The organism is Stenotrophomonas sp. YJH_SMC_82 (assembly GCF_059368875.1).
This window is the reverse complement of the sequence record NZ_JCAFSE010000001.1, coordinates 758,007-778,719: the sequence shown is the minus strand read 5'-3', so window position 1 is coordinate 778,719 and position 20,713 is coordinate 758,007. Positions and strand designations below refer to the sequence as shown.

16 protein-coding genes and 1 riboswitch are annotated in these 20,713 nt (G+C 66.2%); of the genes, 4 read left to right on the top strand and 12 right to left on the bottom strand.

The features are described from left to right. Positions 1-10: 10 nt before the first annotated feature. The gene (locus tag AC5P53_RS03495; protein ID WP_241887095.1) at positions 11-598 is read right to left on the bottom strand and encodes a biliverdin-producing heme oxygenase; all 588 of its coding nucleotides are present in this window, start codon (positions 596-598) and stop codon (positions 11-13) included. A gap of 105 nt (positions 599-703) precedes the next feature. Between AC5P53_RS03495 and AC5P53_RS03490 the strand changes: the two genes are divergently transcribed. Continuing rightward, positions 704-961, top strand: coding sequence for a DUF2789 domain-containing protein (locus AC5P53_RS03490; RefSeq protein ID WP_006390068.1), 258 nt, complete (start codon positions 704-706; stop codon positions 959-961). 115 nt (positions 962-1,076) lie between these two features. On the opposite strand, the gene AC5P53_RS03485 is transcribed toward AC5P53_RS03490, so the two are convergent. The 5 genes from AC5P53_RS03485 to AC5P53_RS03465 form a co-directional block, all read right to left on the bottom strand. Further along, positions 1,077-3,995, bottom strand: a complete 2,919-nt coding sequence (locus AC5P53_RS03485) for a TonB-dependent receptor (RefSeq protein ID WP_241887096.1) — start codon at positions 3,993-3,995, stop codon at positions 1,077-1,079. Positions 3,996-4,251: 256 nt separating this feature from the next. Continuing rightward, positions 4,252-5,187, bottom strand: a complete 936-nt coding sequence (locus AC5P53_RS03480) for a FecR domain-containing protein (protein ID WP_241887097.1) — start codon at positions 5,185-5,187, stop codon at positions 4,252-4,254. A 105-nt stretch (positions 5,188-5,292) separates the two neighbouring features. Beyond that, positions 5,293-5,793 carry an RNA polymerase sigma factor gene (locus AC5P53_RS03475; protein WP_495227116.1) on the bottom strand — a complete coding sequence of 167 codons (501 nt, stop codon included), beginning with the start codon at positions 5,791-5,793 and terminating at the stop codon, positions 5,293-5,295. Between the two features lie 84 nt (positions 5,794-5,877). Then, the gene (locus AC5P53_RS03470) at positions 5,878-6,351 is read right to left on the bottom strand and encodes a hypothetical protein (RefSeq protein ID WP_197606361.1); all 474 of its coding nucleotides are present in this window, start codon (positions 6,349-6,351) and stop codon (positions 5,878-5,880) included. Beyond that, the gene (locus tag AC5P53_RS03465; RefSeq protein WP_180835277.1) at positions 6,351-6,842 is read right to left on the bottom strand and encodes a hypothetical protein; all 492 of its coding nucleotides are present in this window, start codon (positions 6,840-6,842) and stop codon (positions 6,351-6,353) included. Before AC5P53_RS03465 ends, AC5P53_RS03470 begins: the two co-directional genes overlap by 1 nt. Before the next feature lie 189 nt (positions 6,843-7,031). Between AC5P53_RS03465 and ppa the strand changes: the two genes are divergently transcribed. Both ppa and AC5P53_RS03455 read left to right on the top strand, forming a co-directional pair. Then, positions 7,032-7,568: an inorganic diphosphatase gene (ppa, locus tag AC5P53_RS03460; protein WP_005410935.1), complete on the top strand. Its 537-nt coding sequence runs from the start codon at positions 7,032-7,034 to the stop codon at positions 7,566-7,568. A 152-nt stretch (positions 7,569-7,720) separates the two neighbouring features. Then, positions 7,721-8,842: an HDOD domain-containing protein gene (locus AC5P53_RS03455; protein ID WP_014038392.1), complete on the top strand. Its 1,122-nt coding sequence runs from the start codon at positions 7,721-7,723 to the stop codon at positions 8,840-8,842. 59 nt (positions 8,843-8,901) lie between these two features. On the opposite strand, the gene AC5P53_RS03450 is transcribed toward AC5P53_RS03455, so the two are convergent. The 6 genes from AC5P53_RS03450 to thiC all read right to left on the bottom strand — a co-directional run bounded on the left by AC5P53_RS03450 (position 8,902) and on the right by thiC (position 18,388). Next, the gene (locus tag AC5P53_RS03450; protein WP_014648325.1) at positions 8,902-9,111 is read right to left on the bottom strand and encodes a hypothetical protein; all 210 of its coding nucleotides are present in this window, start codon (positions 9,109-9,111) and stop codon (positions 8,902-8,904) included. 169 nt (positions 9,112-9,280) lie between these two features. Continuing rightward, positions 9,281-12,130, bottom strand: coding sequence for a TonB-dependent receptor plug domain-containing protein (locus AC5P53_RS03445; RefSeq protein ID WP_014648326.1), 2,850 nt, complete (start codon positions 12,128-12,130; stop codon positions 9,281-9,283). 49 nt (positions 12,131-12,179) lie between these two features. Next, complete coding sequence (locus AC5P53_RS03440) at positions 12,180-13,079, bottom strand: helix-turn-helix transcriptional regulator (RefSeq protein WP_032955994.1); 900 nt, start codon at positions 13,077-13,079, stop codon at positions 12,180-12,182. Between the two features lie 115 nt (positions 13,080-13,194). Next, complete coding sequence (locus AC5P53_RS03435; RefSeq protein WP_241887098.1) at positions 13,195-15,519, bottom strand: winged helix-turn-helix domain-containing protein; 2,325 nt, start codon at positions 15,517-15,519, stop codon at positions 13,195-13,197. A 259-nt stretch (positions 15,520-15,778) separates the two neighbouring features. Next, positions 15,779-16,450: an ion channel gene (locus AC5P53_RS03430; protein WP_014648329.1), complete on the bottom strand. Its 672-nt coding sequence runs from the start codon at positions 16,448-16,450 to the stop codon at positions 15,779-15,781. Between the two features lie 93 nt (positions 16,451-16,543). After that, positions 16,544-18,388 (bottom strand): phosphomethylpyrimidine synthase ThiC, encoded by a 1,845-nt coding sequence (gene thiC / locus AC5P53_RS03425; RefSeq protein WP_032955989.1) that lies wholly within the window; start codon positions 18,386-18,388, stop codon positions 16,544-16,546. An 82-nt stretch (positions 18,389-18,470) separates the two neighbouring features. Then, positions 18,471-18,572: riboswitch (TPP riboswitch) on the bottom strand. A gap of 265 nt (positions 18,573-18,837) precedes the next feature. On the opposite strand from thiC, the gene AC5P53_RS03420 reads away from it, so the two are divergent. After that, positions 18,838-20,415 carry a BCCT family transporter gene (locus AC5P53_RS03420; protein WP_075076028.1) on the top strand — a complete coding sequence of 526 codons (1,578 nt, stop codon included), beginning with the start codon at positions 18,838-18,840 and terminating at the stop codon, positions 20,413-20,415. Positions 20,416-20,713 lie beyond the last annotated feature (298 nt).

Here is a 20,713-nt window from a genome sequence, read left to right as displayed (position 1 = left end):
GCACCAGGCATCAGGCGAATTCCACTTCGACGTGGCCGTGCACGCTGCGGAACGCGGCGTCGGCCGCATCGATCACCTGCTGCTCCTGCCTGGCACTCAGCGGTACCGCGTCCAGCGCAGCGGTGAACTCGCGCCAGTGGCGCGCCGCGCCATCCGGATGCGCGGCCAGGTGGCGGGCGCCGAAATCACGATCCAGGCCGAGCCTGGCGGCCATCTTGTACAGCACGGTGCCGCCCAGGTTGGACCCTTCGGCCACATACAGCCACCCCAACGCGGCGGGCAGTTCCAGATCGGACGGCAACGCCGCGATGTCGGCCCCGGGCAGCGTCTGCTCCAGATCCTGCAGGTCGCGCGCCACCTGGGCCAGGCGGCGGCGCTCGCCCAGGTCCGGCAGCAGTGCGTCCAGCGCAGGGTTGGCATACAGCGCATCGATGCTGCGATGGAAGCGATACTGCACGCGCAGGAACCGGGCGAAGTTGCTGCGGTCAGCGAAGATGTCACCGGCCATGATGCGCTTGTCCAGGGCGCCATGGCTGTCGCGGGTGGCGGCCTTGAGCCGCAGGCTGCGGCTGTCTTCAGGGGCGGTGTGTCCGTTCATGGGGGATGCCAAGGGGGTCGTCCTGCTGTAGACGTTCGCCACGGGGCTTTCCCCAAGGCTATGTGCGCCGATAATGGCGCATCCCTTCTACCGCAGGAACCGACGATGATCACCACCGAACCGCGCATGACCAACCTGTTCCTGCAGCTGGGCCTGGACGCCAGCGCCGAGGGCATCGCCCGCTTCATCCGCGAGCACCAGCTGGCCACCGATGTGGAAGTGGTCGAGGCACCGTACTGGAACGATGCGCAGCGCCAGTTCCTGTCCGAGTCGCTGCAGGCCGATGCGGCATGGACCACCGTGGTGGATGAGCTGAACGAGTCGCTGCACGAGGACGCGGTGAAGGCGGCGACGGGGCTGTAAGCGGGGTATCCCCCGCTGGTGGGGTCAGAGCCCTTTCCGGAGGAAAGGGATCCGACCCCGCCGCTCATCCTTTCCGGAGGAAAGGGATCCGACCCCAGCGCTCATCCGCGACCGATCAGTACTTCCAGGTCAACGCCAGCCGGGCCGTACGGCCCGGTGCCGGCATCACGCCCAGGGCCAGCGGGTCCAGGTAGTAACGATCGGTCAGGTTGTCCACGCCGGCTTCCACCGAGAGCTGGTCGTTGAAGCTCCAGCTGGCGAACAGGTCGACCAGCGTGGTCGGCCGGTACAACTGCTGGATCGCCGACAGGCCGACGTTCCAGTCCTTGTCCAGCTTGCTGATCGGGCCGGCGTTGTGGACCACGCGGGTGCCGAAGGCCAGGCGCTCGTCGAACAGGCGCGAGCCCAGGGTCAGGTTGACCATGTAGCGCGGCGGGTTCTGCGTGTTGGTGTAGGAGCCTTCGAAGCCGCCGTCCACGCAGTCGGGCGTGTTGGCCAGCTCGCCGTTCCTGCGCTGCGCCCCATAGGCACGGCGCTCGGCGGCGATGTCCGGCGCGCAGGTCTTGGCCTTGAAGTAGTAGTGCGCGGACAGATCGGCAAATACCTTGCCGCTGTCATAGCTGGACTGGAACTCCATGCCCGAAACCTTGAACTGGTCGACGTTGCGGATCAGGCCGGCCGACAGCGTGCGGTAGTCACGGGTGATCAGGTCGTCGATGCGGGTATCGAAGTACGCCAGCTTCAGCGCCAGGCGGTCGCCGGCGGTGAACAGGTCGTAGCGGAGGGTGCTGGCACCGATTTCCCAGCTGCGCGCGCGCTCCGGCTTCAACTCGCCCACCGGCTTGGCGGCGGTGAACAGGCCCAGCGTGGTCTCGAACAGGCTCGGCAGCTTGGTGCCTTCGGCGTACTTCACGTAGACCAGGGTGTCTTCGCTGAAGCGGTAGGCCACGCTGGCGGTCGGCGAGAACGCGGTGTCGCGACGGCGGATCGGCTGCGACCAGGTCCAGCTGACCGGCACCTCCAGGTCCTGCGCCTTGCCGGCGTCGTAGAAATTCCAGCCCGCGATGTCCGCCACCGTGCCCTTCTTGTACGGCGAAGCCAGCAGCGATTCCTGGGTGAAGTTGCCGTTGGCATCTGGATACCAGTTCAGCAGCGCGATGCGCTTGGCCCGCCACGACGGCAGCGCCGGGTTGCCATTGAGCAGCTCGGTGTAGCGGTACTGGCCCTGCACCTCATAGGCATCAGGCGTGGCCAGGCGGTTGCGGTCATGCACATCCACGCGGTTCCAGCGGCCACCGGCCAGCAGCTCCCAGTGCTCATCGGGCTGCCACTTCAGCGAGGCCACCGCGCTGTATTCCTTGCGCTCGGCGTTGCGCAGGAAACGGTTGTTGACCAGATCGTCGTGCATGACCGGCCCCGAACTGCCCGGCGCGATGTCTTCGTCGCTGTAGGACAGGCCGTAGTCCAGCGTGAACGCGCCGGCCCGGGTGTCGAACTTCGAGGTATTGCTGACATCCAGGCCGAAGCGCTTCTGTCGCAGCGGATTGCGGTAGGCATCCTTGTAGCCGGGGTCGCCACTGAAGCTGGGCGCGTCGTACCACTCGGTGCGGCGGTCGAAGTACCATGGGGTGATGCCGGTCAGGCTGTTGTACATCACGCTGTCGGTGTCGGTGTACGCGGCGTTGACGCGCAGGTCGATCAGCTCGCTGTCCGGATTGAAGCGGTAGCGCAGGCTGTAGCTGTCCATGTCGACGTGGCCCGGATCCCACTGTGGAATGCGGTCACGATCCACGCGGATGATCTGCGAGGCCATGATCTCGCCGGCAGTGCCTTCATAGCGGCGATAGCCGGCTTCCAGCGTCTGCGTGTCGTCGATACGCCAGGTACCCTTGAGCAGCGCCGACTTCGAGCGCGAAGAGGTATTGAAAACCTCGGTGCGCGGCGGATTCAGCGGCGCCAGCGTGCGCCGATCCTGCGGGAAGTCGTCGTAGCCGTGGCGGCCGGAGAAGTAGTTGCCGTTGTCACGGTAGGCGTAAGCGGCGACCAGATCGAAGCGGTCCCAGTGCCCTGCGGCGGCCACGTTGAAGAACTGGCTGCCGGTGGCGCTGCGATCGGTGCGCGGTGCCGCACTGTAGGACGGCAGGCTGTTGGCACTGCCATTGGCCAGGCCGCCGCGCACGCGCACGCCGACGTCGCGGCCCTCGCGCAGCACGTCACCGATCTTCAACGTCTCCATCTCGACCACGCCGCCGATGCCACCGGACGCGTTGGCCTGCAGGCTCGGCCCCTTGGTGATGGTCAGGCTGGAGATCAGGTCCGGGTCGAGGTAGGTGCGCTGCGACTGGCCGGCGTAGCCACGGTAGGTATCCATGCTGGACTGGCCACCGTCGATGATCACCGGCACGCGGCCCTGGCCCTGGATACCGCGGATGTTGACGTCGAAGCCGTTGCCCACGCGCGGATCACCGGCGGTGACACCGGCCACACCCTTGACGATGTCGCCGTTGGAGGTGCCGCGGAAACGCTCCAGATGCGTGCGATTGAGCGTGGTGGTCGAACCCACGCTGCGATAGCTGTCGAGCAGGCGTGCTTCATCACTGGTCGCGCCGCTCCCGACGCGGTCGCCGGCCACACTCAGCGTGTCGGTGACGATCACACCACTGTCGGCCTGCAACGGCGTTGCCGCTTCCAGGGTGACCGCATCGGCGCTGACCCGGCGCACTGCCAGGCCACTGCCCTGCAGCAGCTGCTGCAGCGCCTCGTTGGCCGACAGGCTGCCGCCGACCGCGCGAGAAGTTACGCCACGTGCCAGCGATGCGGGATAGACCACCTGCACACCGGACTGGCGCATGTAGCTGCGCAGCGCGTCATCCAGCGGTTGCGCCGGAATATCGAAGCGCAGCACGGCCGCGTGGTCGCTGCTGGCGCTCTGCGCCAGTACGGACGGCGCGGCACTGGCCAGGCCGGCGGCGAGCAACGCGATGCACAGGCGGGACCGGCGCAGCACGCGGCCCGGGCGATGGAAGTCGAACATGGGGGAACCTGTCAGGTAATCGGTGCCGCGAACGCGGCGTCATCCGCAACACGGGCGGACACGGCGACGTACGTGGCGGCGGCGGGTACGTTCGCGGAGTAAGACGGATGAAAGCGTGGCAACCCCAAGGGGATTTGCAGTCGAAGCAGGTGCCGACGGTTGCGCGCCCGGTTGCAGTGGTGGGTGCCGACGGTTGCGTGGCTGGTTGCAGTGGTGGGTGCCGACCGTTGGTCGGCACCGGGGCAATGGCGTGGATCTACCGATGGACGATGGCGACGCCGAGCGGCAGCCGGGTCACCTGCAATCCAGCCGTCGCGGCCAGCGCATCCAGCGCCTGTTCCGGGCGGTCGATGCGCAACGCCGCGCTTACCGCCGGCAGCTGCGATAGATCACCACGCACGAAGGTCGGGCCAGCGCGATAGCGCCCCACCCATTGCACCGCGTCAGCGACGCGGGCCTGTTCCAACAGCAGCTCGCCCTGACGCCAGGCGCCGACGCTGTCGGCCGCAACGTCCCCCAATCGCCTCACACCACTGTGTTCACCGTAGGCCGCGCGCTGGCCCTGCTGCAGGTAGGTCCAGCCACCGTCAACCGGGCTGGCCATCCGTACCCTGCCCTGCCCGACCTGGGTTTCCACCTGGTCGTGGCCCCGCGCCACGGTGAAGGCGGTCGAGATGTCCTCGACCACGCCATTGCCGGCGCGCACGCTGAAACGTCGCTGCGCATCCGGACTGACCTCGAACCAGGCACGCCCGCGCAACAGCTCGACCTGGCGGGCGTTCGCATCAAAGTGCACGGCAATCGCACTGTCGGCGTCCAGCACCGCACGGCTGCCATCAGGCAGCAGTACGTTCTGCACCTGGTGCGTGCTGCGGTGATCGGACTGCAGGCGCAGCCACGCCTCCGGCCATGCCACCAGCATCGCCAGCATTGCCGCCGCAGCCATGGCCCAACGCCGTCGACGCGGGCGTCGACCAGCCACGCGGGCCGGCTGCGCTCGCGGCCCGACGCTGCGCCACAGCGCGCGCTCGTGTTCGAAGGCCCTGCGGTGCCCCGGCTGTTGCAGCCAGTGTTCGAACGCCTGCATGCGCGCGTCGCTGATATCGCCCGAGGCCAGCCACGCGATCCAGTCCCGGGCCTGCTCGGCCAGGGCAGCGTCATTGGCGGCAGGCAGCATGTTCGGCGGGCTCATCGGCTGGCGGACAGGCGCATTCAAGCGCGGGGCGGAGAAACTGGGCCGCATCCACGGTCCAATGATCAAGACGTTTGCGCGAAGGCCAGCCCCAAGGCGGCGCGATCATCGGCCGCTGCGGGCCCAGGCCAGGCGCTGCAGCGCGGTGCGTACGTGATTCTCCACCGTGGTCACCGATACCCCAAGGCGGCGTGCGATCTCGGCCTGGGTCAGGCCCTGAAGGCGGTTGAGCCGGAAGATGGTGCGGGTCGGATCCGGCAGATGGCCGGCCGCGTCGAGTACCCGCTGCAGCTCGTCCTGCGCCATGGCCTGCTCTTCGGTCGAGATCACCTCGTCCGGCCCCCACAGGTAGTGATCGGCCAGCAGGCGGTTGCGCCGGGTCGACTCGCGGCCGTGGTCGGTGGCGAGGTTGGCGGCCAATCGATACAGATAGGCGCGTGGGTTGTCGATGGCTTGGCTGTCATCGACCCCACGGGCCTTGAACCACACCGCCTGGATCACGTCCTCGGCGCCGTTGTCGCCCCCCAGAATACGTTGCACCCGGCGCAGCAGCGCTGGCCGCTCGCGGATCAGCAGTTCGGTGAGGGAGGCAGCATTGGAGGACATGCGCGGAGCCGGGACGACAGACGGGAGGCGCCGCGCATGCTACTCCGCAAATGCGAATCAGTCACGTTTGCATTGTCGAAATGGTCACAGGCAATCAGTCAGCCCCTCGTAAACGTGGGTGCTGGTTCCGGGCAGGGTGGCATGCAGGGCTTCATGCCCGGCGCGCTCCCACGCTGCCAGCAGCTCGTCCAAGCGGGTTCCCGCCGCCAGTGGCAGCATGCAGGCATAGCGTCCCTGGTCAACATCGATCTGCCCGGTCTTCTGGACCCAGGTGTAGCTCCCGGCGAACGTCCAGACACAACGGGTCACAACACCGGTGGCCCGCTGCACTGAGCAACGCAAGCGCATCGCCCGCAGGTTGTAATACTGCCCTTCGCAGAAGGTATCCCCACAGATATCGTCAAAGCCGCGCACCAACAGACGTTCGGCCGCCAGGAAGCGCTCGCGCCCGGTTGCCGGATTCGGGTAGTCACGGGCATCGACAAATTGAGGGGTCGCCTGGGCGTTGGCTGCCATCAGCAGCGCGCAGACCAGCCATCGTGCCGGGAAGACGCGCATCACCCCGCCCTCCCGGTCTTCCGGAGGCAGTCCGGCAGCGCATCGAACAGGCCATGGTCAAGTCCAGGCAGGTTCGCCGTCAGGCCATCTGGTGCTTCCAGTGAAGCATGGAAGGCGTCAACAGGTACCCCTGGCCCCAACTCCAACGGACAGACCCAGCGGCCATTGTCGACCTGCACCTCCCCGGTATCGGCCTGCACGGCCAGCTCGCTGGCCACCACCACCCAGGCGCAGCGCTGCACCGTTCCGCGATGGGCCAGCACCGCGCAGCGGACCTCCATCACCCGGTAGTTGCTGTACTCACCTTCGCACCAGGTATCGGCACAGAGCCGGTCGAACTCCCTTGCCAGGGCGGCCTGCAGCCCGTAGGCGCGCTCCCAGTTGGCCTCGGGCCGGGGGTAATCGATCAGGTCCACGTGCAGACCGCGGGCGGAGACAGGCAGGGACGCCAGCAACAGCACGCCCCCCATGCATCGGGCATACCAGGACATCGGCGGAACTCCTCGGGAATGAGCGTCCAGCCTGCGCCGGCCTGCCCTCCTGGCCCATCGGCCAAGGGCGGCGCCCCCCGTCAGGCCTTGCCGCGTCGGCAGGTCGGCCACCCGCCCGCTGCACAGCGCCCGGCAAAGGCATAAAATGGTGAGCTATCCGTCTATATCCCCCCCCACCTGGAGCACACCATGGGTCTGGAACTCGTCTCGCCCGGCAAGAACCCGCCGGAAGAAATCAACGTCATCATCGAGATCCCGAAGGACTCGGAGCCGGTGAAGTACGAAGTGGACAAGGAAACCGGCGCGATCTTCGTCGACCGCATCCTCTCCACCCCGATGCGCTACCCGTGCAACTACGGCTACGTGCCGAGCACGCTGTGTGGCGACGGCGATCCGGCCGACGTGCTGGTGGTGCTGCCGCTGCCGCTGGTGCCGGGCTCGGTCGTGCGCTGCCGTCCGGTCGGCGTGCTGAAGATGAGCGATGAGGCGGGCAGCGACGAGAAGATCCTGGCCGTGCCGGTCTCGAAGATCTTCAGCGGCTACGCCCACGTCGAAGACATCGCCCAGGTCTCGAGCCACTGGCTGGAGCGCATCGGCCACTTCTTCGAGCACTACAAGGACCTGGAGAAGGGCAAGTGGGTCAAGCTGGACGGTTGGGGCGGCGCCGCTGAGGCCAAGCAGATCCTGATCGAGGCGCACCAGCGCCATCTCGACAGCAAGGCCTGAGCCTGAACCGGATCGCTCCGGCGGTACCCTGCCGGAGCGATGCGGGTCACGTTTCATGACGACGGCACATCACTCTTGCTGCCGTATTAGGTAAATTGCGTCACTTCACACGTCATCGACATCCATCGTCGAGACAGCCAGGGGAATGTGTCGTGCGTATTCTGCTTGTTGGGGATGCAGCCAGCCTGCCGGCCGAGCTGACCGAATTCATTGCCGATCTTGGGGAAGACTGGCAGCCGTTGACCGCCACCGATGGCCAGGCCGCGATGACCGCGGTGGCCACGCAGGGCGTGGACGCGGTGATCGTCTGCCCGCAATTGCCGGATCTCAATGCCACCACGCTGCTGGGGCAGATCCGGACCTTGCGCCCGGAGACCATCCGCATCGCGCTGGTCGATGCGCAGCATGGCAACCGGCCGCCGCCGGCGCGCCTCATTGGTGTCGCCCACCGCTTCCTGCCGCTGCCGCTGGCGCCGGAAGTGCTGCTGGAGGCACTGACCAGCCTGGAAGAACTGCGCGAAGTGCTGGACAGCCCGCGCCTGCGCGATGCCATCGGCCGTATCGAGAAACTGCCCTCGCCGCCGCACCTGTACCTGAGCCTGACCCAGGCCCTGGAACATGACGACGACGCCGACAGTGCCGATGTCGCCAAGCTGGTCGCCGCCGATCCGGCGATCGCCGCCAAGGTGCTGCAACTGTCGAACTCGGCCTTCTTCAGCCAGGGCCGCACCATTGCCGACCTGCGCACCGCCGTGACCCGGCTGGGCCTGGCCACGCTGCGTGACCTGGTGCTGGCCAGCGAAGTGTTCTCCGCACCGACGCTGTCGGCCGCCGAGCGCAACTCGCTGCAACAGCGCGCACTGCTGGCCTCGCGGCTCGCCGCACGCCTGCTGCCCGAATCCAGTGCCGAACTGGGAGCGACTGCCGCGCTGCTGGCCGACATCGGCCTGCTGCTGCCGGGTGTGCGCAACGAGCGCAGCGAGCCCTCGCTGGCCGGCGACACCCGCCCTGGCCATGCCGAGGCCGGCGCCTACCTGCTGGGCCTGTGGGGCTTGCCGATGCCGATCATCGAAGCGGTGGCCTTCCACCTGCAGCCGCAGCGCGCCAACACCCGCAGCTTCTGGGTGACCGGTGCGGTGCACGTGGCCCTGGCGCTGGTCAATGGCGATCCGGTGGACGAGGACTACCTGCAGCGCGCAGGCGTGCTGAACAAACTGCCGCAATGGCGCGAACACGCCAATGCGCTGATGGGACTGGTGCCCAGCGACGCCTGAGCGCGTTGCATGATGTCCGGATGACAGAGGGCGCACCCACAAGGTGCGCCCTTTCCATGTCAGCGGGTACCGCAGGCGTCCTGCACGCAGCGACGGTACTGCGACTCGCAGATGACCGGTGACTTGCCACTGGCCAGGCACTGCTGGCGGAACTCCTCACAGTAGAGCCCACCGCCGCAGACCCCGAGGCCCTGCGCGAACACTGCGCCCACCAGCGTTGCGTAGATCAATGCAGCGGCGGATGCCTGCCGCAGCAACGTGTTCTTCATATCCCTCTCCACATGCAAGCGTCCGGTAGTGGACCTCCTGACTGTGTTGATTACGACACGACGGGACCGTGACTGCGCTCACCTTCCAACAATTTCCGGAATTCCCCTACAAGAAAAAGGGCGGACCTTGCGGTCCGCCCTCCTTCTGTTGCTACCGCACTTCGATGGATCAGAAGCGCTGGGTGTACTTCATGTACAGGAAGCGACCCACGTCGAAGCCGCCGTAGTAGGCGAACGCCGAGTTCGGAGCCGAGTACTGCAGGGCACCCTTGTGGTCGAACACATTGTTCGCGCCCAGGGCGATGGTCGCATCCCACGGCGCCTTCCAGCTGACCTGCAGGTCGTGGAAGGTGTTGGAACCGGTGTGACGCAGCGGATCGGTCTCACCGTTGGCCATGTGGTTCGGAGCATCGCACCAGCCGTCAGCCAGCGAGATGCAGCTTTCCTTCATGCCCGAGTAGTAGCGCGCGGTGTAGTTCACACCGAAATCGCCGTACTGCCAGTTGACGCCCAGGTTCGAACGCACGCGGAACAGGCCCGGCTCGCTGACGCGGCCGACCATGATGTTGTCGCCCGCGCTGTTCTGGCGCTGCTCGTCGTACTTGGCGGTGTAGCTGGTCTGCCAGTCGATGCTGAACTGACCAATGGCCAGTTCCGGCAGGCGGTACTTGATGCCCAGATCGTAGCCCTGGGTTTCCATCTTGCCGAGGTTGGCGGTGCCGTAGGTGATCGCACTGACGTGGCCGTCAGCCGCACGGGTCACGCTCGAGCAGCGCGAAGCGTTACCCAGCACGTAGCAGTCACGCAGGATGCGGTCGACGCTGTCAGCGATGATCATGTCGCTGATTTCGTACTTGTACCAATCCAGCGACACGTCCAGGCCCTGCACCCAACGCGGGCTCCACACCAGGCCGAAGGTGGTGCTCTTGGAGGTTTCCGGCTTCAGGTTCGGATTGGCACCCGAGATGAACTGGTCACCCGACTGGCACGGCAGGGTCGAACATTCCTTGCCTGCCTGGCCCAGCTGCACGTAGTTGGCCGGCACGCCTGCGCCGGAGCACGCGGCATTGCCTGCAACGCTGCCCGGAGCCTTCACGCCGCACGGATCGATGTAGGACTCGAAGCTCGAGCTCAGGCCACCGTACAGGTCGCTGATGGTCGGAGCGCGGAAGCCCTCGGCGTAGGTGCCGCGGACCAGCAGTTCATCCAGCGGACGCCAGGTCAGGCCGAACTTGCTGTTGGTGGTGCCACCGAAGTTGCTGTAGTCCGAATAACGGCTGGCAACGTTCAGGGTCAGTTCCTTGGCGAAGGCCATGTCGGCCAGCAGCGGCACGTTCAGTTCGAGGTAGACCTCGTTCAGATCGTACTGGCCGCGGGTCGGCTTCTGGCCCAGGCCGGTGGACTGGCCCGACTGTGCGAAGGCGTCCGGCACGTAGCTGCCTTCTTCCTTGCGGTGCTCGACACCCAGGGCGAAGCCCAGGTCGCCGGCCGGCAGGGTCACGATGGCGCCCGACAGGTTGGCGGTGAAGCTGGTGGTCTTGGTGACGCCACGGGTGGTGAAGGTCGGGAACAGGAAGTCCTGCAGCTCCTGGTTCGCCAGCGAGCCCTGACCCTCAACGCCGTACGGCAGCAGCGGGTTCCACGGACGGCAATCGCCCAGGATCGGGTTGGCGGCGGTGCCGCAGCGGGCAACGCCACCGGCATCGATGAACGACGGGCCCAGCGCCTGACGCGCGCCGATCAGGCTCATGTCACCGCGGTTGCTCTTGATCGACTCGTTGCGGTTCCACAGCGCGCCGACATCCCAGTCGAAGGTCTTGCCACCCAGCTCGAAGAAGCCGGTCAGGGTCGGAGCGAAGCGCAGGGTCTTCAGCTGGCTGTCAGTGGTACGCGGCACTTCCCACAGGCGGCGGCGGAAGCTGACGTCCTGGCCAACCGGGTTGAAGGCGCTGTCTGCCGACAGCGGGGTGTTGATCGACTTGGAAGCGGACTGGTACGGATAGCCGGCGATCTGCTGGAACGTCTGGCGCTCGTTGTAGAGCACGTCGGTGTTCAGGCTGATCGAATCGGTGAAGTCGTAGGTGCCGTTGATGTAGACCGACTTGCGCTTCACACCGGTCAGCAGGGTCATCTGCTCGTTCGAGTTGGCGAACTCGTCTTCGGTGATCGCGTGGTAGTCGTTCGGGTTCTTCGGATTGCCACCCGGGTTCAGGGTCTGCCACACCGCGCTCGACTTGCTGCAGTCGTACAGCTTCGGGTTGCACCAGCTGCCGTTCTGGCTGATCGGGCTCCAATCAGCCGAGGTGGAGTTCGGACCCAGCGAGCCGTCACGGCTGTACCAGCGGTCCTTGGCCCACACCGGATCCTGCTTCGAGTACTCGGCCGACAGGGTCAGGCTGCCGCGCTCACCGCGGGCACCGAGGGTCATCGAATAGGTTTCGCTGTCGCCGTCGCCCTTGCCGTACTGGCCGACGTAGACATTGGCTTCGCCGCCGTCGAAGTTCTTGCGGGTGATCACGTTGACCACGCCGGCAATGGCGTCGGAACCGTAGATCGACGAGGCGCCGTCCTTCAGGATCTCGATGCGCTCAACGGCCGACATCGGGATCTGGCTCAGGTCCTGCAGACCCGAGGTCGAAGCGCCCAGGCGCTTGCCGTTCATCAGCACCAGGGTGCGCTCGGCGCCCAGGTTGCGGATGTCGACGTAGTAGCCGCCCACGTTCTCGCCCGAAGCCAGCGACTCCGAACGCGAAATGGCCGGGGAACCGGCCGAGGTCAGGTTGTTCAGCACGTCGGCGACGCTCGAGAAGCCCTGCTTTTCCAGGGATTCGCGGGTCATCGTCAGGATCGGCTGCTGGGTCTCCACCGAGGCGCCGCGGATGCGCGAGCCGGTGACCGAAATGCGGTCCAGGTCGGTGGTGCCCTTTGCTTCCTGAGCCGAAGCAAAGGCCGGCGCCAGCGCCAGCGCAATGCCGGCCGGCAGCAAGCCGAACCGCACTGCGGGATTACGAACGTTCATCTATCTCTCCAAGGTACGTGTTAGCAGCGTGTTAAAACACCCCAGCACGTTACGATTGCGTTGCAGCGCTGTATTTGCGCGAACCAACCGGAGACTTTGCGGATTGTGGCGGGAGCAAGCCGCCGTTCTCCCTGAAGCGCGACGCGGACTGGCCGTAGCGGGCGCGGAACGCACGCGCGAAGCTGCAGCAGTTGTCGAAACCGCTGGCGGCAGCGACCTCGCCCACCATCATGTCGGTGTCGCGCAGCAGATCAGCGGCGCGTTCGAGGCGCAGTCGTGCCGAAAGCGACTGCGGGCTTTCCTCGTACAGGCTCTGGAAGGTCTTGGAGAGGTACCAGCTGGAGAAGTTGGTCAGTTCGGCCAGTTCGCCGATGCGCACCACCCGGTGGCTGTTGCCTTCCAGATAGAGGCGCGCACGCTGCATGCGGCCGAACACCTGGCGCTTGCGGCTGCGCGAGCGGCCTGGGCAGCGCTGCACGTTGTCGGCCAGGCCACGCTGCAGGCCAGCAAGGTGCAGCAGCAGCGGACGCAAGGCCTGGGCCGGCTGGCCGCTGGCCAGCGCATCGCGCCACAAGCGCAGCGCAACGCGGGCGTCACTGCGGTTCATGCGGCCACGACCGGCATACAGGCCACAGTCGGCCATCTCGGTCAGCACGCGAAGCGCTTCAACGTTCAGGTTCAGGCCAACGCACAACCCGTTGCGACCGGCCTGCACCAACGGCCGCGATTCCTTCTCGAAGGCGATCCACTCGCCCTGGCGCAGGCGGAATCGTCCTTCCTTGGCCTCCACCCACGAACTGCCACGCACCTGCATCCAGACAGTGAAGCTGGAGCCGGCGGTCTGCAGGCTGCCCAGCCGGGCCACGCCCAGGCAGGTCGGCGTGACATCGTCGAGCGACCGGTCCAGGGAGACGGTTTGGCCGCGATCGGCCAGCGAGAGTTGACGCATGGGGGCACCACGGATTTGCCTAGTACAGGACTCCGTTTTGCCTAATCAGGCGGCACCGCGTCAGGAAAGTCCGACGAGATCGCCACGAATTCGCGACGAGATCCAGACGAAGAAATTACGAAGGCCCATTTCCACTGAAAAACAATAACTTGGAGAACGCCGGAAACAGCGCGGGGGGGCGTTCGGGCAACCGCATCACACCGATGTCGGCACCATCGCTGACCGCCATCGCCACGAACAGGTCACGCCCGTCAGCGCTGGCGCTGAGTCCGTTGCCGGCGCTGAGCCGTTCCGCATCCAGGCAGCGTTCCGGCTCCGCGCGGCCGGGCAGGATGCGCACGAAGGTGGTGCCACACGTGCTCGAAGTACCGAGGTAACCGACGCCAGTGTTGCCGGCCACGGTCCAGGCCCGGTATCGCCAGCGGCTGGGCCGGTCATCGCTGATCTGCTGCACGCTGCCCGACGACAACGCGGCATCAGCCGACCACAGGCCACCGGCGGCCAGGCGGGTGAACAACACGCGGCCACTGCTGCGGTCGAAGCGCGCCTGCGACACCCCTTCGATGCTGGCCAACCGGCGCCAGGGCTGGGTGCTGCGGTCGAACAGACTCAACCGGGTGCGCTGGTCGGCATCGCGCTCGACCACAAACAACTGCTCCGGCGACGCGCCATACAGGGCCTGCAGCGGCTGTTCGGCCGGGACCGGCAAAGGTTGCAGGCGTTCATCGCGTGGCGCGATTTCGTAGACCACCGTGCGCCCATGCGCGTCGCGGCCGACCACGAGCAACTGGCGGCTGTCGGCCGACCAGTCCGGTGCCTGCCGCGCTTCCGGCCGCAGCCCTTCAATGGGGCGCAGCGAATCCGGCCGCTGCATGTCCGCCCACCACAGGGCGAAGCTGCCGGAGCGATCCGAGGTGAAGACCAGCTGGCGGCCATCCGGCGCTGCCATCGGCTGCCCATCGCGGCCACTGGATGCAAACAGGCGTTCGGGCGCGCCGCTGCCCTGCACCGGCACCTTGAACACGCCGAACTGCGCGCGCCGGTGGACGAAGGCCAGCATCCCGCCACGTCGCGACACGGCGGGCCACTGCGCATCATCCAGGCCGGCATCGCGCAGCGTGTGCCGCTCGACGTCCAGATAATAGAGCCGCGCCTCGCTGTCGACGCGGCGACCGAACACGATGGTGCGGCCATCGTCCAGCCAGGCCCATCCGCGCAGCTCTGCCGCCTCGTTGGTCAACTGCTCGGGCTTACCGCCCGCGGCCGGCACCCGCCACAGATCGCCCAGCTGCGGATTGCGCACGAACACCAGCCATTGCCCATCGGGCGAGTAACGCGGTGCGTAGTCGAAGTCGTCCTGGTCGACGCTGTACGCCAGCGCGCGCCACTGACCACTGGCCAGGTCCAGCACGCGGATGCCACGGTGCGCGTAGCGCCCGACCATGCTGCCGAACACCAGGCCGCGACCATCGGGCGTCCAGTCGAAGCTGAGCAGCTCGGTGCCATCGCAGCGCGTGGCCTGGCGCAGTGCGCCACCGGTAGCGCTGGCGATCAGCACCTGGCAGCCACCGTCGGCAGAGAACCGTGCGAAGGCAATTTCGCGACCATCCGGCGACCAGTTCGGGAATCGATCGACGGCACCGGCCGGCGGCGCCAGCAACTGGCGCGCCGGCGCGTTGCCGGAGGTCTGTACCTTGATCGCACCACCGCCATTGCCATCTTCGTTGGCGCCTTCATAGGCCACCAGCGAACCATCCGGTGACAGCGTGGGATAGGTTTCAAAGCCGCTGGTTGCGGTGATCAACCGATAGGGACGCTGGGGGCTGCCGATCACCCGCGTGCCGTTCTCCACGGCGGCCTCCACCGGCGAACTGTTGGCCGGTGCGCGGCGCAGCAGCAGCGTGGTCATCACCAGCAGCGTGGCCAGCATCAACACGCCCAGCGCCAGCAGCACGCGGCGGCGGACATGGCGCCAGCGGCGGCGCGATTCCTGCGCGCGCGCGGGCAGCACCGCAGCGGCGGCGAGTGCGGGCTGCACGTCCACACCTTCGTCGTCAGGCAAGCCCGCAGCCGACGGCTCCGCATCGTCCAGCGCCTGTACCGGTACCAGAAGCCGATAGCCGGTCTTGGCAATGGTCTCGATGTAGGCCTGGCCGCTGTCGTCGTCGTTGCTGAACGCCTTGCGCAGCTGGGTAACGGCCTGGGTCAGCACATCGTTGGTCGGCAGCGTGTCCGGCCACACCTCGGCGAACAACTCGTCGCGGGTGACCACACGGCCCGGCTGCCGCAGCAGCACGCGCAGCACGCCCAGCGCCTTCGGCGTCAGCCGGCGCGGACGACGCGCACCGACGACCTCGACTTCGCGCGAGGACAGAGTGACGATGCACTCTCCTATCCGTATCCGATCGGACACGGGTGGCTGTATTTCGCTGCTGTTCATTTTCTGCTACACAGTAGAGACAGGTCCCGGGCAGTGTTTGCCTTCGTTACGGTCCCGTCCTGGGAACAGCGAAAAGCCAGACTCCGCACAAAGCATCGGCGCATACCGCAAAAACAATCGAGCGCGCGAATACTAGCCTATGCAAGTTACCTCGCCTATCGCGTGGTCGACATCAGGCTCTCTCTCGCCGACGCATTCACATAATTCGCGACATCATTCGCGCCCTCTTGGGCGCGAAATTTTTATCTGGCGTTCATTTTCACATGCGCCGCAGCATGGTCAATCCGACCAGCCGCGAGACCACCAAAGCCACGTACATCACGCCGGAAAACTGCTCCAGCATGACCAGTGCTCGTGCCTGTGGATGAAGCGGCACGACATCACTCAAGCCGACTCCAGACAGCAAGCTGAAGCTGAGATAAAGCAGCTCCATCCAACTGCGCTGCGCCTGCCCGCCGGTGCCCTGGAAACTGCCCGGATACCACTGCTGGCACACCGCGAACGCGAAGGCGAACGCCCACGCCAGCAGGGTGAAGGTTGCGCCAGCGGCGAACAGTTCGTCGCGGGTGACCTTGTGGTCCTGGAGCATGTAGGCAATCAGGGCGCCAGCCGTGTAGAAGTACAGCAGGCTCTCCAGCACCTGCGCGGTGGTCAGCAATGCGGTGCGCTCGAGCAATGCACCTGCCAACGAGAACACCACCGAGGGAATGGCCAGCAACAGCGCCAGCCAGGTGCCCAGCGGGCTGCGCTGGACCACCCACAGCGCCAGGCCGAGTACCGCCATGCCGAACATGCCAAGTGCCGCGCGGCCGGCGGCGGTGTCATCCAGCGCGGGATACAGCAGCACCGCCAGCAGCTGCGCGCCCAGCAACCAGGCCGAAGGATGCCGGCGGGCAATGGCCAGCCAACGGGTGGTCATGGCAACAGGCATGGTGTCCTTTCCCCGGGATGATGGGCGGAGGATAGCCGGGAGCGGCGTGATGAGCGGTAGTGCCGGCCGCGGGCCGGCACCACCGTCTGCGCATCACCCCTGGTGGTAGACCTCGGCACCCGCGGCGCGGAACTCCTCCGACTTCTCCTTCATGCCGGCCTCGGCGTAGTCACGCACATCCTGGGTGATCTTCATCGAACAGAAGTGCGGGCCGCACATCGAGCAGAAGTGCGACAGCTTGTGCGCATCCTTCGGCAGCGTTTCGTCATGGAACTCCCTGGCCTTCTCCGGATCCAGGCCAAGGTGGAACTGGTCTTCCCAGCGGAACTCGAAGCGCGCCTTGCTCAGTGCGTTGTCGCGTACCTGCGCGCCCGGATGGCCCTTGGCCAGGTCGGCCGCATGCGCGGCGATGCGGTAGGCCATGATGCCGTCACGCACGTCCTGGCGATTGGGCAGGCCGAGGTGTTCCTTCGGCGTCACGTAGCAGAGCATCGCCGTGCCGAACCAACCGATCATCGCCGCACCGATCGCGCTGGTGATGTGGTCGTAGCCCGGCGCGATGTCGGTGGTCAGCGGCCCCAGCGTGTAGAACGGCGCTTCGCCGCATTCGCGCAGCTGCTTGTCCATGTTCTCCTTGATCAGCTGCATCGGCACGTGGCCGGGGCCTTCGATCATGGTCTGCACATCATGCTTCCAGGCGATCTTGGTGAGCTCACCCAGCGTCTCCAGCTCACCGAACTGCGCCGCGTCGTTGGCATCGGCGATGCAGCCCGGGCGCAGGCCGTCACCCAGCGAGAAGGTCACGTCATAGGCCTTCATGATCTCGCAGATGTCTTCGAAGTGCGTGTAGAGGAAATTCTCCCTGTGGTGCGCCAGGCACCACTTGGCCATGATCGAACCACCACGGCTGACGATCCCGGTCACGCGCTTGGCGGTGAGCGGCACGTAGCGCAGCAGCACGCCGGCGTGGATGGTGAAGTAGTCCACGCCCTGCTCGGCCTGCTCGATCAGCGTGTCGCGGAAGATCTCCCAGGTGAGCGCTTCGGCGCGGCCGTCGACCTTCTCCAGCGCCTGGTAGATCGGCACGGTACCGATCGCCACCGGCGAGTTGCGGATGATCCACTCGCGGGTTTCGTGGATGTGCTTGCCGGTGGACAGGTCCATCACGGTGTCACCACCCCAGCGGATCGCCCACACCAGTTTCTCCACCTCTTCGGCAATGCCCGAGGACACCGCGCTGTTGCCGATGTTGGCGTTGATCTTGGTCAGGAAGTTGCGGCCGATGATCATCGGCTCGCTTTCCGGATGGTTGATGTTGTTGGGCAGCACCGCGCGGCCGCGCGCGATTTCATCGCGCACGAACTCCGGCGTGATGATCTTCTGGATCGAGGCGCCGAACGCCTCGCCCGGGTGCTGCTGCAGCAGGCCGGCATCGCGGATCGCGTCCAGCCGCTGGTTTTCGCGGATGGCGACGAATTCCATTTCCGGCGTGATGATGCCGCGGCGCGCATAGTGCATCTGGGTGACGTTCGCGCCTGCACGTGCACGTCGCGGCAGGCTGCGTGTGGGGAAGCGCACAGCATCGAGCTTCGGATCGTGCTCGCGGTCGCGGCCGAACGACGAACTCAGGCCGTCGAGCTGTTCGGTATCGCCGCGCTCCTCCACCCAGCCACGACGCAGCGCCGGCAGGCCCGCGGACAGATCGATACGCGCGTCCGGATCGGTGTACGGGCCCGACGTATCGTAGACCGTGACCGGTGCATTCTCCTCGCCGCCGAACAGCGTCGGCGTGCGGGTCAACGCGATCTCGCGCATCGGCACCTGCAGATCCGGACGCGAACCGGGTACGTGGATCTTGCGCGAGCCGGGAATGGGCCGGGTCACGGATTCGGAGAGTTGCTGGGCCTGTTGCTGCAGGGCGGAGAGCTGTGCGTTCATCGGGCATCGTCCAGGAAGGTCAGGGACGAAGCGGCGGCGCACTGCGACCGCGCACGGACGGTCCTTGGGCGGTGTCCGGGCACGGCTGCACTGCAAAGCTTCCCTACGCCGGTATGAGCCGGATCAGGTTCCAAGGGACTGTCTCAACCGTGGCCACATGGCCGCGGTACCCCCGCTTCTTGGCGTGCATTAGAGCATAGACCGCCCGCTCCGGGAGTTGCCCCCGCGGTCAGATCCGCTTTCCTGTGGAAAGCGGATCTGATCCGGATCGTTGTTCGTTAACAGAACCATGACGTCGCGTTCAGTAACGTGCACGTCCGTCGCCCTCCAGCGACCGATGCGTCCTTCGCCGCCGACGCGGCCCCTGCCCGGTTCGCGCTGCATGCCGCCGGTCCTTCGCTGCAAGCTCTGCTCGCTCCCCTCAATCCCTTGATCGGAGAAGCTCCTTCATGGTGTTTCGCGTTTCCATCGCACTGGTTCTGCTGCTGGTGCTGCTTGCCGGTATTGCACCAGGCCCCTTCAATGCCGTGGTGCAGTCGATGCTGGCAGAAGTCATCCGCAGCGTCGGCTGGCTGTACCTGCTGGTGGTATTCCTGGCCCTGGTGTTCCTGATGTACCTGGCTTTCGGTCGCTTCGGCAACCTGCGCATCGGTGGCGAAGACGCCGAGCCCGAGTTCTCGCGAGCCAGCTGGATGTCGATGCTGTTCGCCGCCGGCATGGGCATCGGCCTGGTGTTCTGGGGCGCCGCCGAGCCCATTTCGCACTTCAGCAAGCCACCGGAAGGGCTTGCTCCGCAGAGCCTGGATGCGGCACGCGCCTCGATGCGCTATGCATTCTTCCACTGGGGCCTGCATCCGTGGGCCATCTATGCGCTGATCGGGCTGGCAATGGCCTGGTTCCAGTTCAACCGCAACGGCCGCGGCCTGGTCAGCGACATGCTGCAGCCGATCATCGGCCGCCACCATCGCGGCTGGATCGGTAGGGCGGTCAACATCGCTGCAGTGGTCGCCACCGCGATCGGTGTCGCGACTACGCTGGGCTTCGGCACCATCCAGATCGCCGCCGGCATCGAGCGCGTGTTCGGCGTGCAGGCTACCGTCGCCGTGCAGATGACCATCATTGCCGTCGCCTTCGTGCTGTATATGGCGTCCACCGCCAGTGGCGTGGAGCGAGGTGTGAAGTGGCTGTCCAATTTCAACCTGGCGTTGGCTGCCCTGCTGGCCGCCATCCTGCTGGTGCTGGGGCCGACCGGCTTCATCTTCGATACCTTCACCACCACGCTGGGCTCCTACCTCAACCAGCTGGTGACGATGAGCCTGCGCATGTCACCGTTCTCCGGCAGCACCTGGGTGGCGGACTGGACAATCTTCTACTGGGCCTGGTGGATCTCGTGGGCACCGTTCGTGGGGTCGTTCATCGCACGCATCTCGCGCGGCCGCAGCGTGCGCGAGTTCGTGATCGGCGTCGTGCTCGCGCCGACGCTGCTGGGCTTCTTCTGGTTCGCCGTATTCGGCGGCACCGCGCTGTGGGCACAGATCTTCGGCCATGCCGACCTGGTGCAGGCGCTGGGCAATGGCTACGAGACCGTGCTGTTCACGCTGTTCGACAGCATGCCGCTGCCGCTGCTGCTGTCGTGCATCGCACTGGTACTGCTGATGATCTTCTTCGTGACCTCGGCCGACTCGGCGGTACTGGTGCTGGCCAGCATGTCCACTGACGAAGCAGGCGATCCTCCGTTGAAGCGCAAGCTGGCCTGGGGCATTGCGGTGGCGTTGATCGCAGCGGCCTTGCTGCTGGCCGGTGGCCTGGATGCACTGCAGGGCATGATCACGATTGCGGCGTTGCCATTCGCGCTGCTGATGGTGCTGGTGATGGTGTCGCTGTACCGCGTGCTCGACCAGGAGTACACGCGTGAGCGGCGGCAGGCGCAGCGCCAGCGGCACATGATCGATGCGTGGATCGCGCGCGAGATGGCGGCGCAGGAGGAGACCCAGGCCGAGGCGGCGCGCGCGCACGATCAAGATTGAGTGTGTTTTGCAGCCTGCGGCTGCACCGCTTTTCCAGGCAAGGGCCAAGGTCAAATTCAAAGGCGGCTCCGGGTTGCTGCTGGTTGGGTGGGGCGGTGTGGGTGGGCAGGACGCGCCGTGAACCCATCCATGGGGCCTCGATGGCGCCATCCATGGCGCCAACGGTCCTGCCCACCCACACCGCCCCACGCCCGACAGATTTCCGGTGACGGTTGGTTTTCCACGCTTTGCGTGGAAGATGTGTATCGGAAAACAAGAAGGGGTCGGATCCGTTTTCCTGCGGAAAACGGATCCGACC

Excerpts from the sequence above, each read along its gene's own strand:
- AC5P53_RS03445 (WP_014648326.1), bottom strand. The coding sequence starts at position 12,130 with ATGAACGTTCGTAATCCCGCAGTGCGGTTCGGCTTGCTGCCGGCCGGC.
- ppa (WP_005410935.1), top strand. The coding sequence starts at position 7,032 with ATGGGTCTGGAACTCGTCTCGCCCGGCAAGAACCCGCCGGAAGAAATC.
- AC5P53_RS03450 (WP_014648325.1), bottom strand. The coding sequence starts at position 9,111 with ATGAAGAACACGTTGCTGCGGCAGGCATCCGCCGCTGCATTGATCTAC.
- AC5P53_RS03420 (WP_075076028.1), top strand. The coding sequence starts at position 18,838 with ATGGTGTTTCGCGTTTCCATCGCACTGGTTCTGCTGCTGGTGCTGCTT.
- AC5P53_RS03470 (WP_197606361.1), bottom strand. The coding sequence starts at position 6,351 with ATGCGCGTCTTCCCGGCACGATGGCTGGTCTGCGCGCTGCTGATGGCA.
- thiC (WP_032955989.1), bottom strand. The coding sequence starts at position 18,388 with ATGAACGCACAGCTCTCCGCCCTGCAGCAACAGGCCCAGCAACTCTCC.
- AC5P53_RS03430 (WP_014648329.1), bottom strand. The coding sequence starts at position 16,450 with ATGCCTGTTGCCATGACCACCCGTTGGCTGGCCATTGCCCGCCGGCAT.
- AC5P53_RS03475 (WP_495227116.1), bottom strand. The coding sequence starts at position 5,793 with ATGTCCTCCAATGCTGCCTCCCTCACCGAACTGCTGATCCGCGAGCGG.
- AC5P53_RS03440 (WP_032955994.1), bottom strand. The coding sequence starts at position 13,079 with ATGCGTCAACTCTCGCTGGCCGATCGCGGCCAAACCGTCTCCCTGGAC.
- AC5P53_RS03435 (WP_241887098.1), bottom strand. The coding sequence starts at position 15,519 with ATGAACAGCAGCGAAATACAGCCACCCGTGTCCGATCGGATACGGATA.
- AC5P53_RS03480 (WP_241887097.1), bottom strand. The coding sequence starts at position 5,187 with ATGAGCCCGCCGAACATGCTGCCTGCCGCCAATGACGCTGCCCTGGCC.
- AC5P53_RS03495 (WP_241887095.1), bottom strand. The coding sequence starts at position 598 with ATGAACGGACACACCGCCCCTGAAGACAGCCGCAGCCTGCGGCTCAAG.
- AC5P53_RS03465 (WP_180835277.1), bottom strand. The coding sequence starts at position 6,842 with ATGTCCTGGTATGCCCGATGCATGGGGGGCGTGCTGTTGCTGGCGTCC.
- AC5P53_RS03490 (WP_006390068.1), top strand. The coding sequence starts at position 704 with ATGATCACCACCGAACCGCGCATGACCAACCTGTTCCTGCAGCTGGGC.
- AC5P53_RS03485 (WP_241887096.1), bottom strand. The coding sequence starts at position 3,995 with ATGTTCGACTTCCATCGCCCGGGCCGCGTGCTGCGCCGGTCCCGCCTG.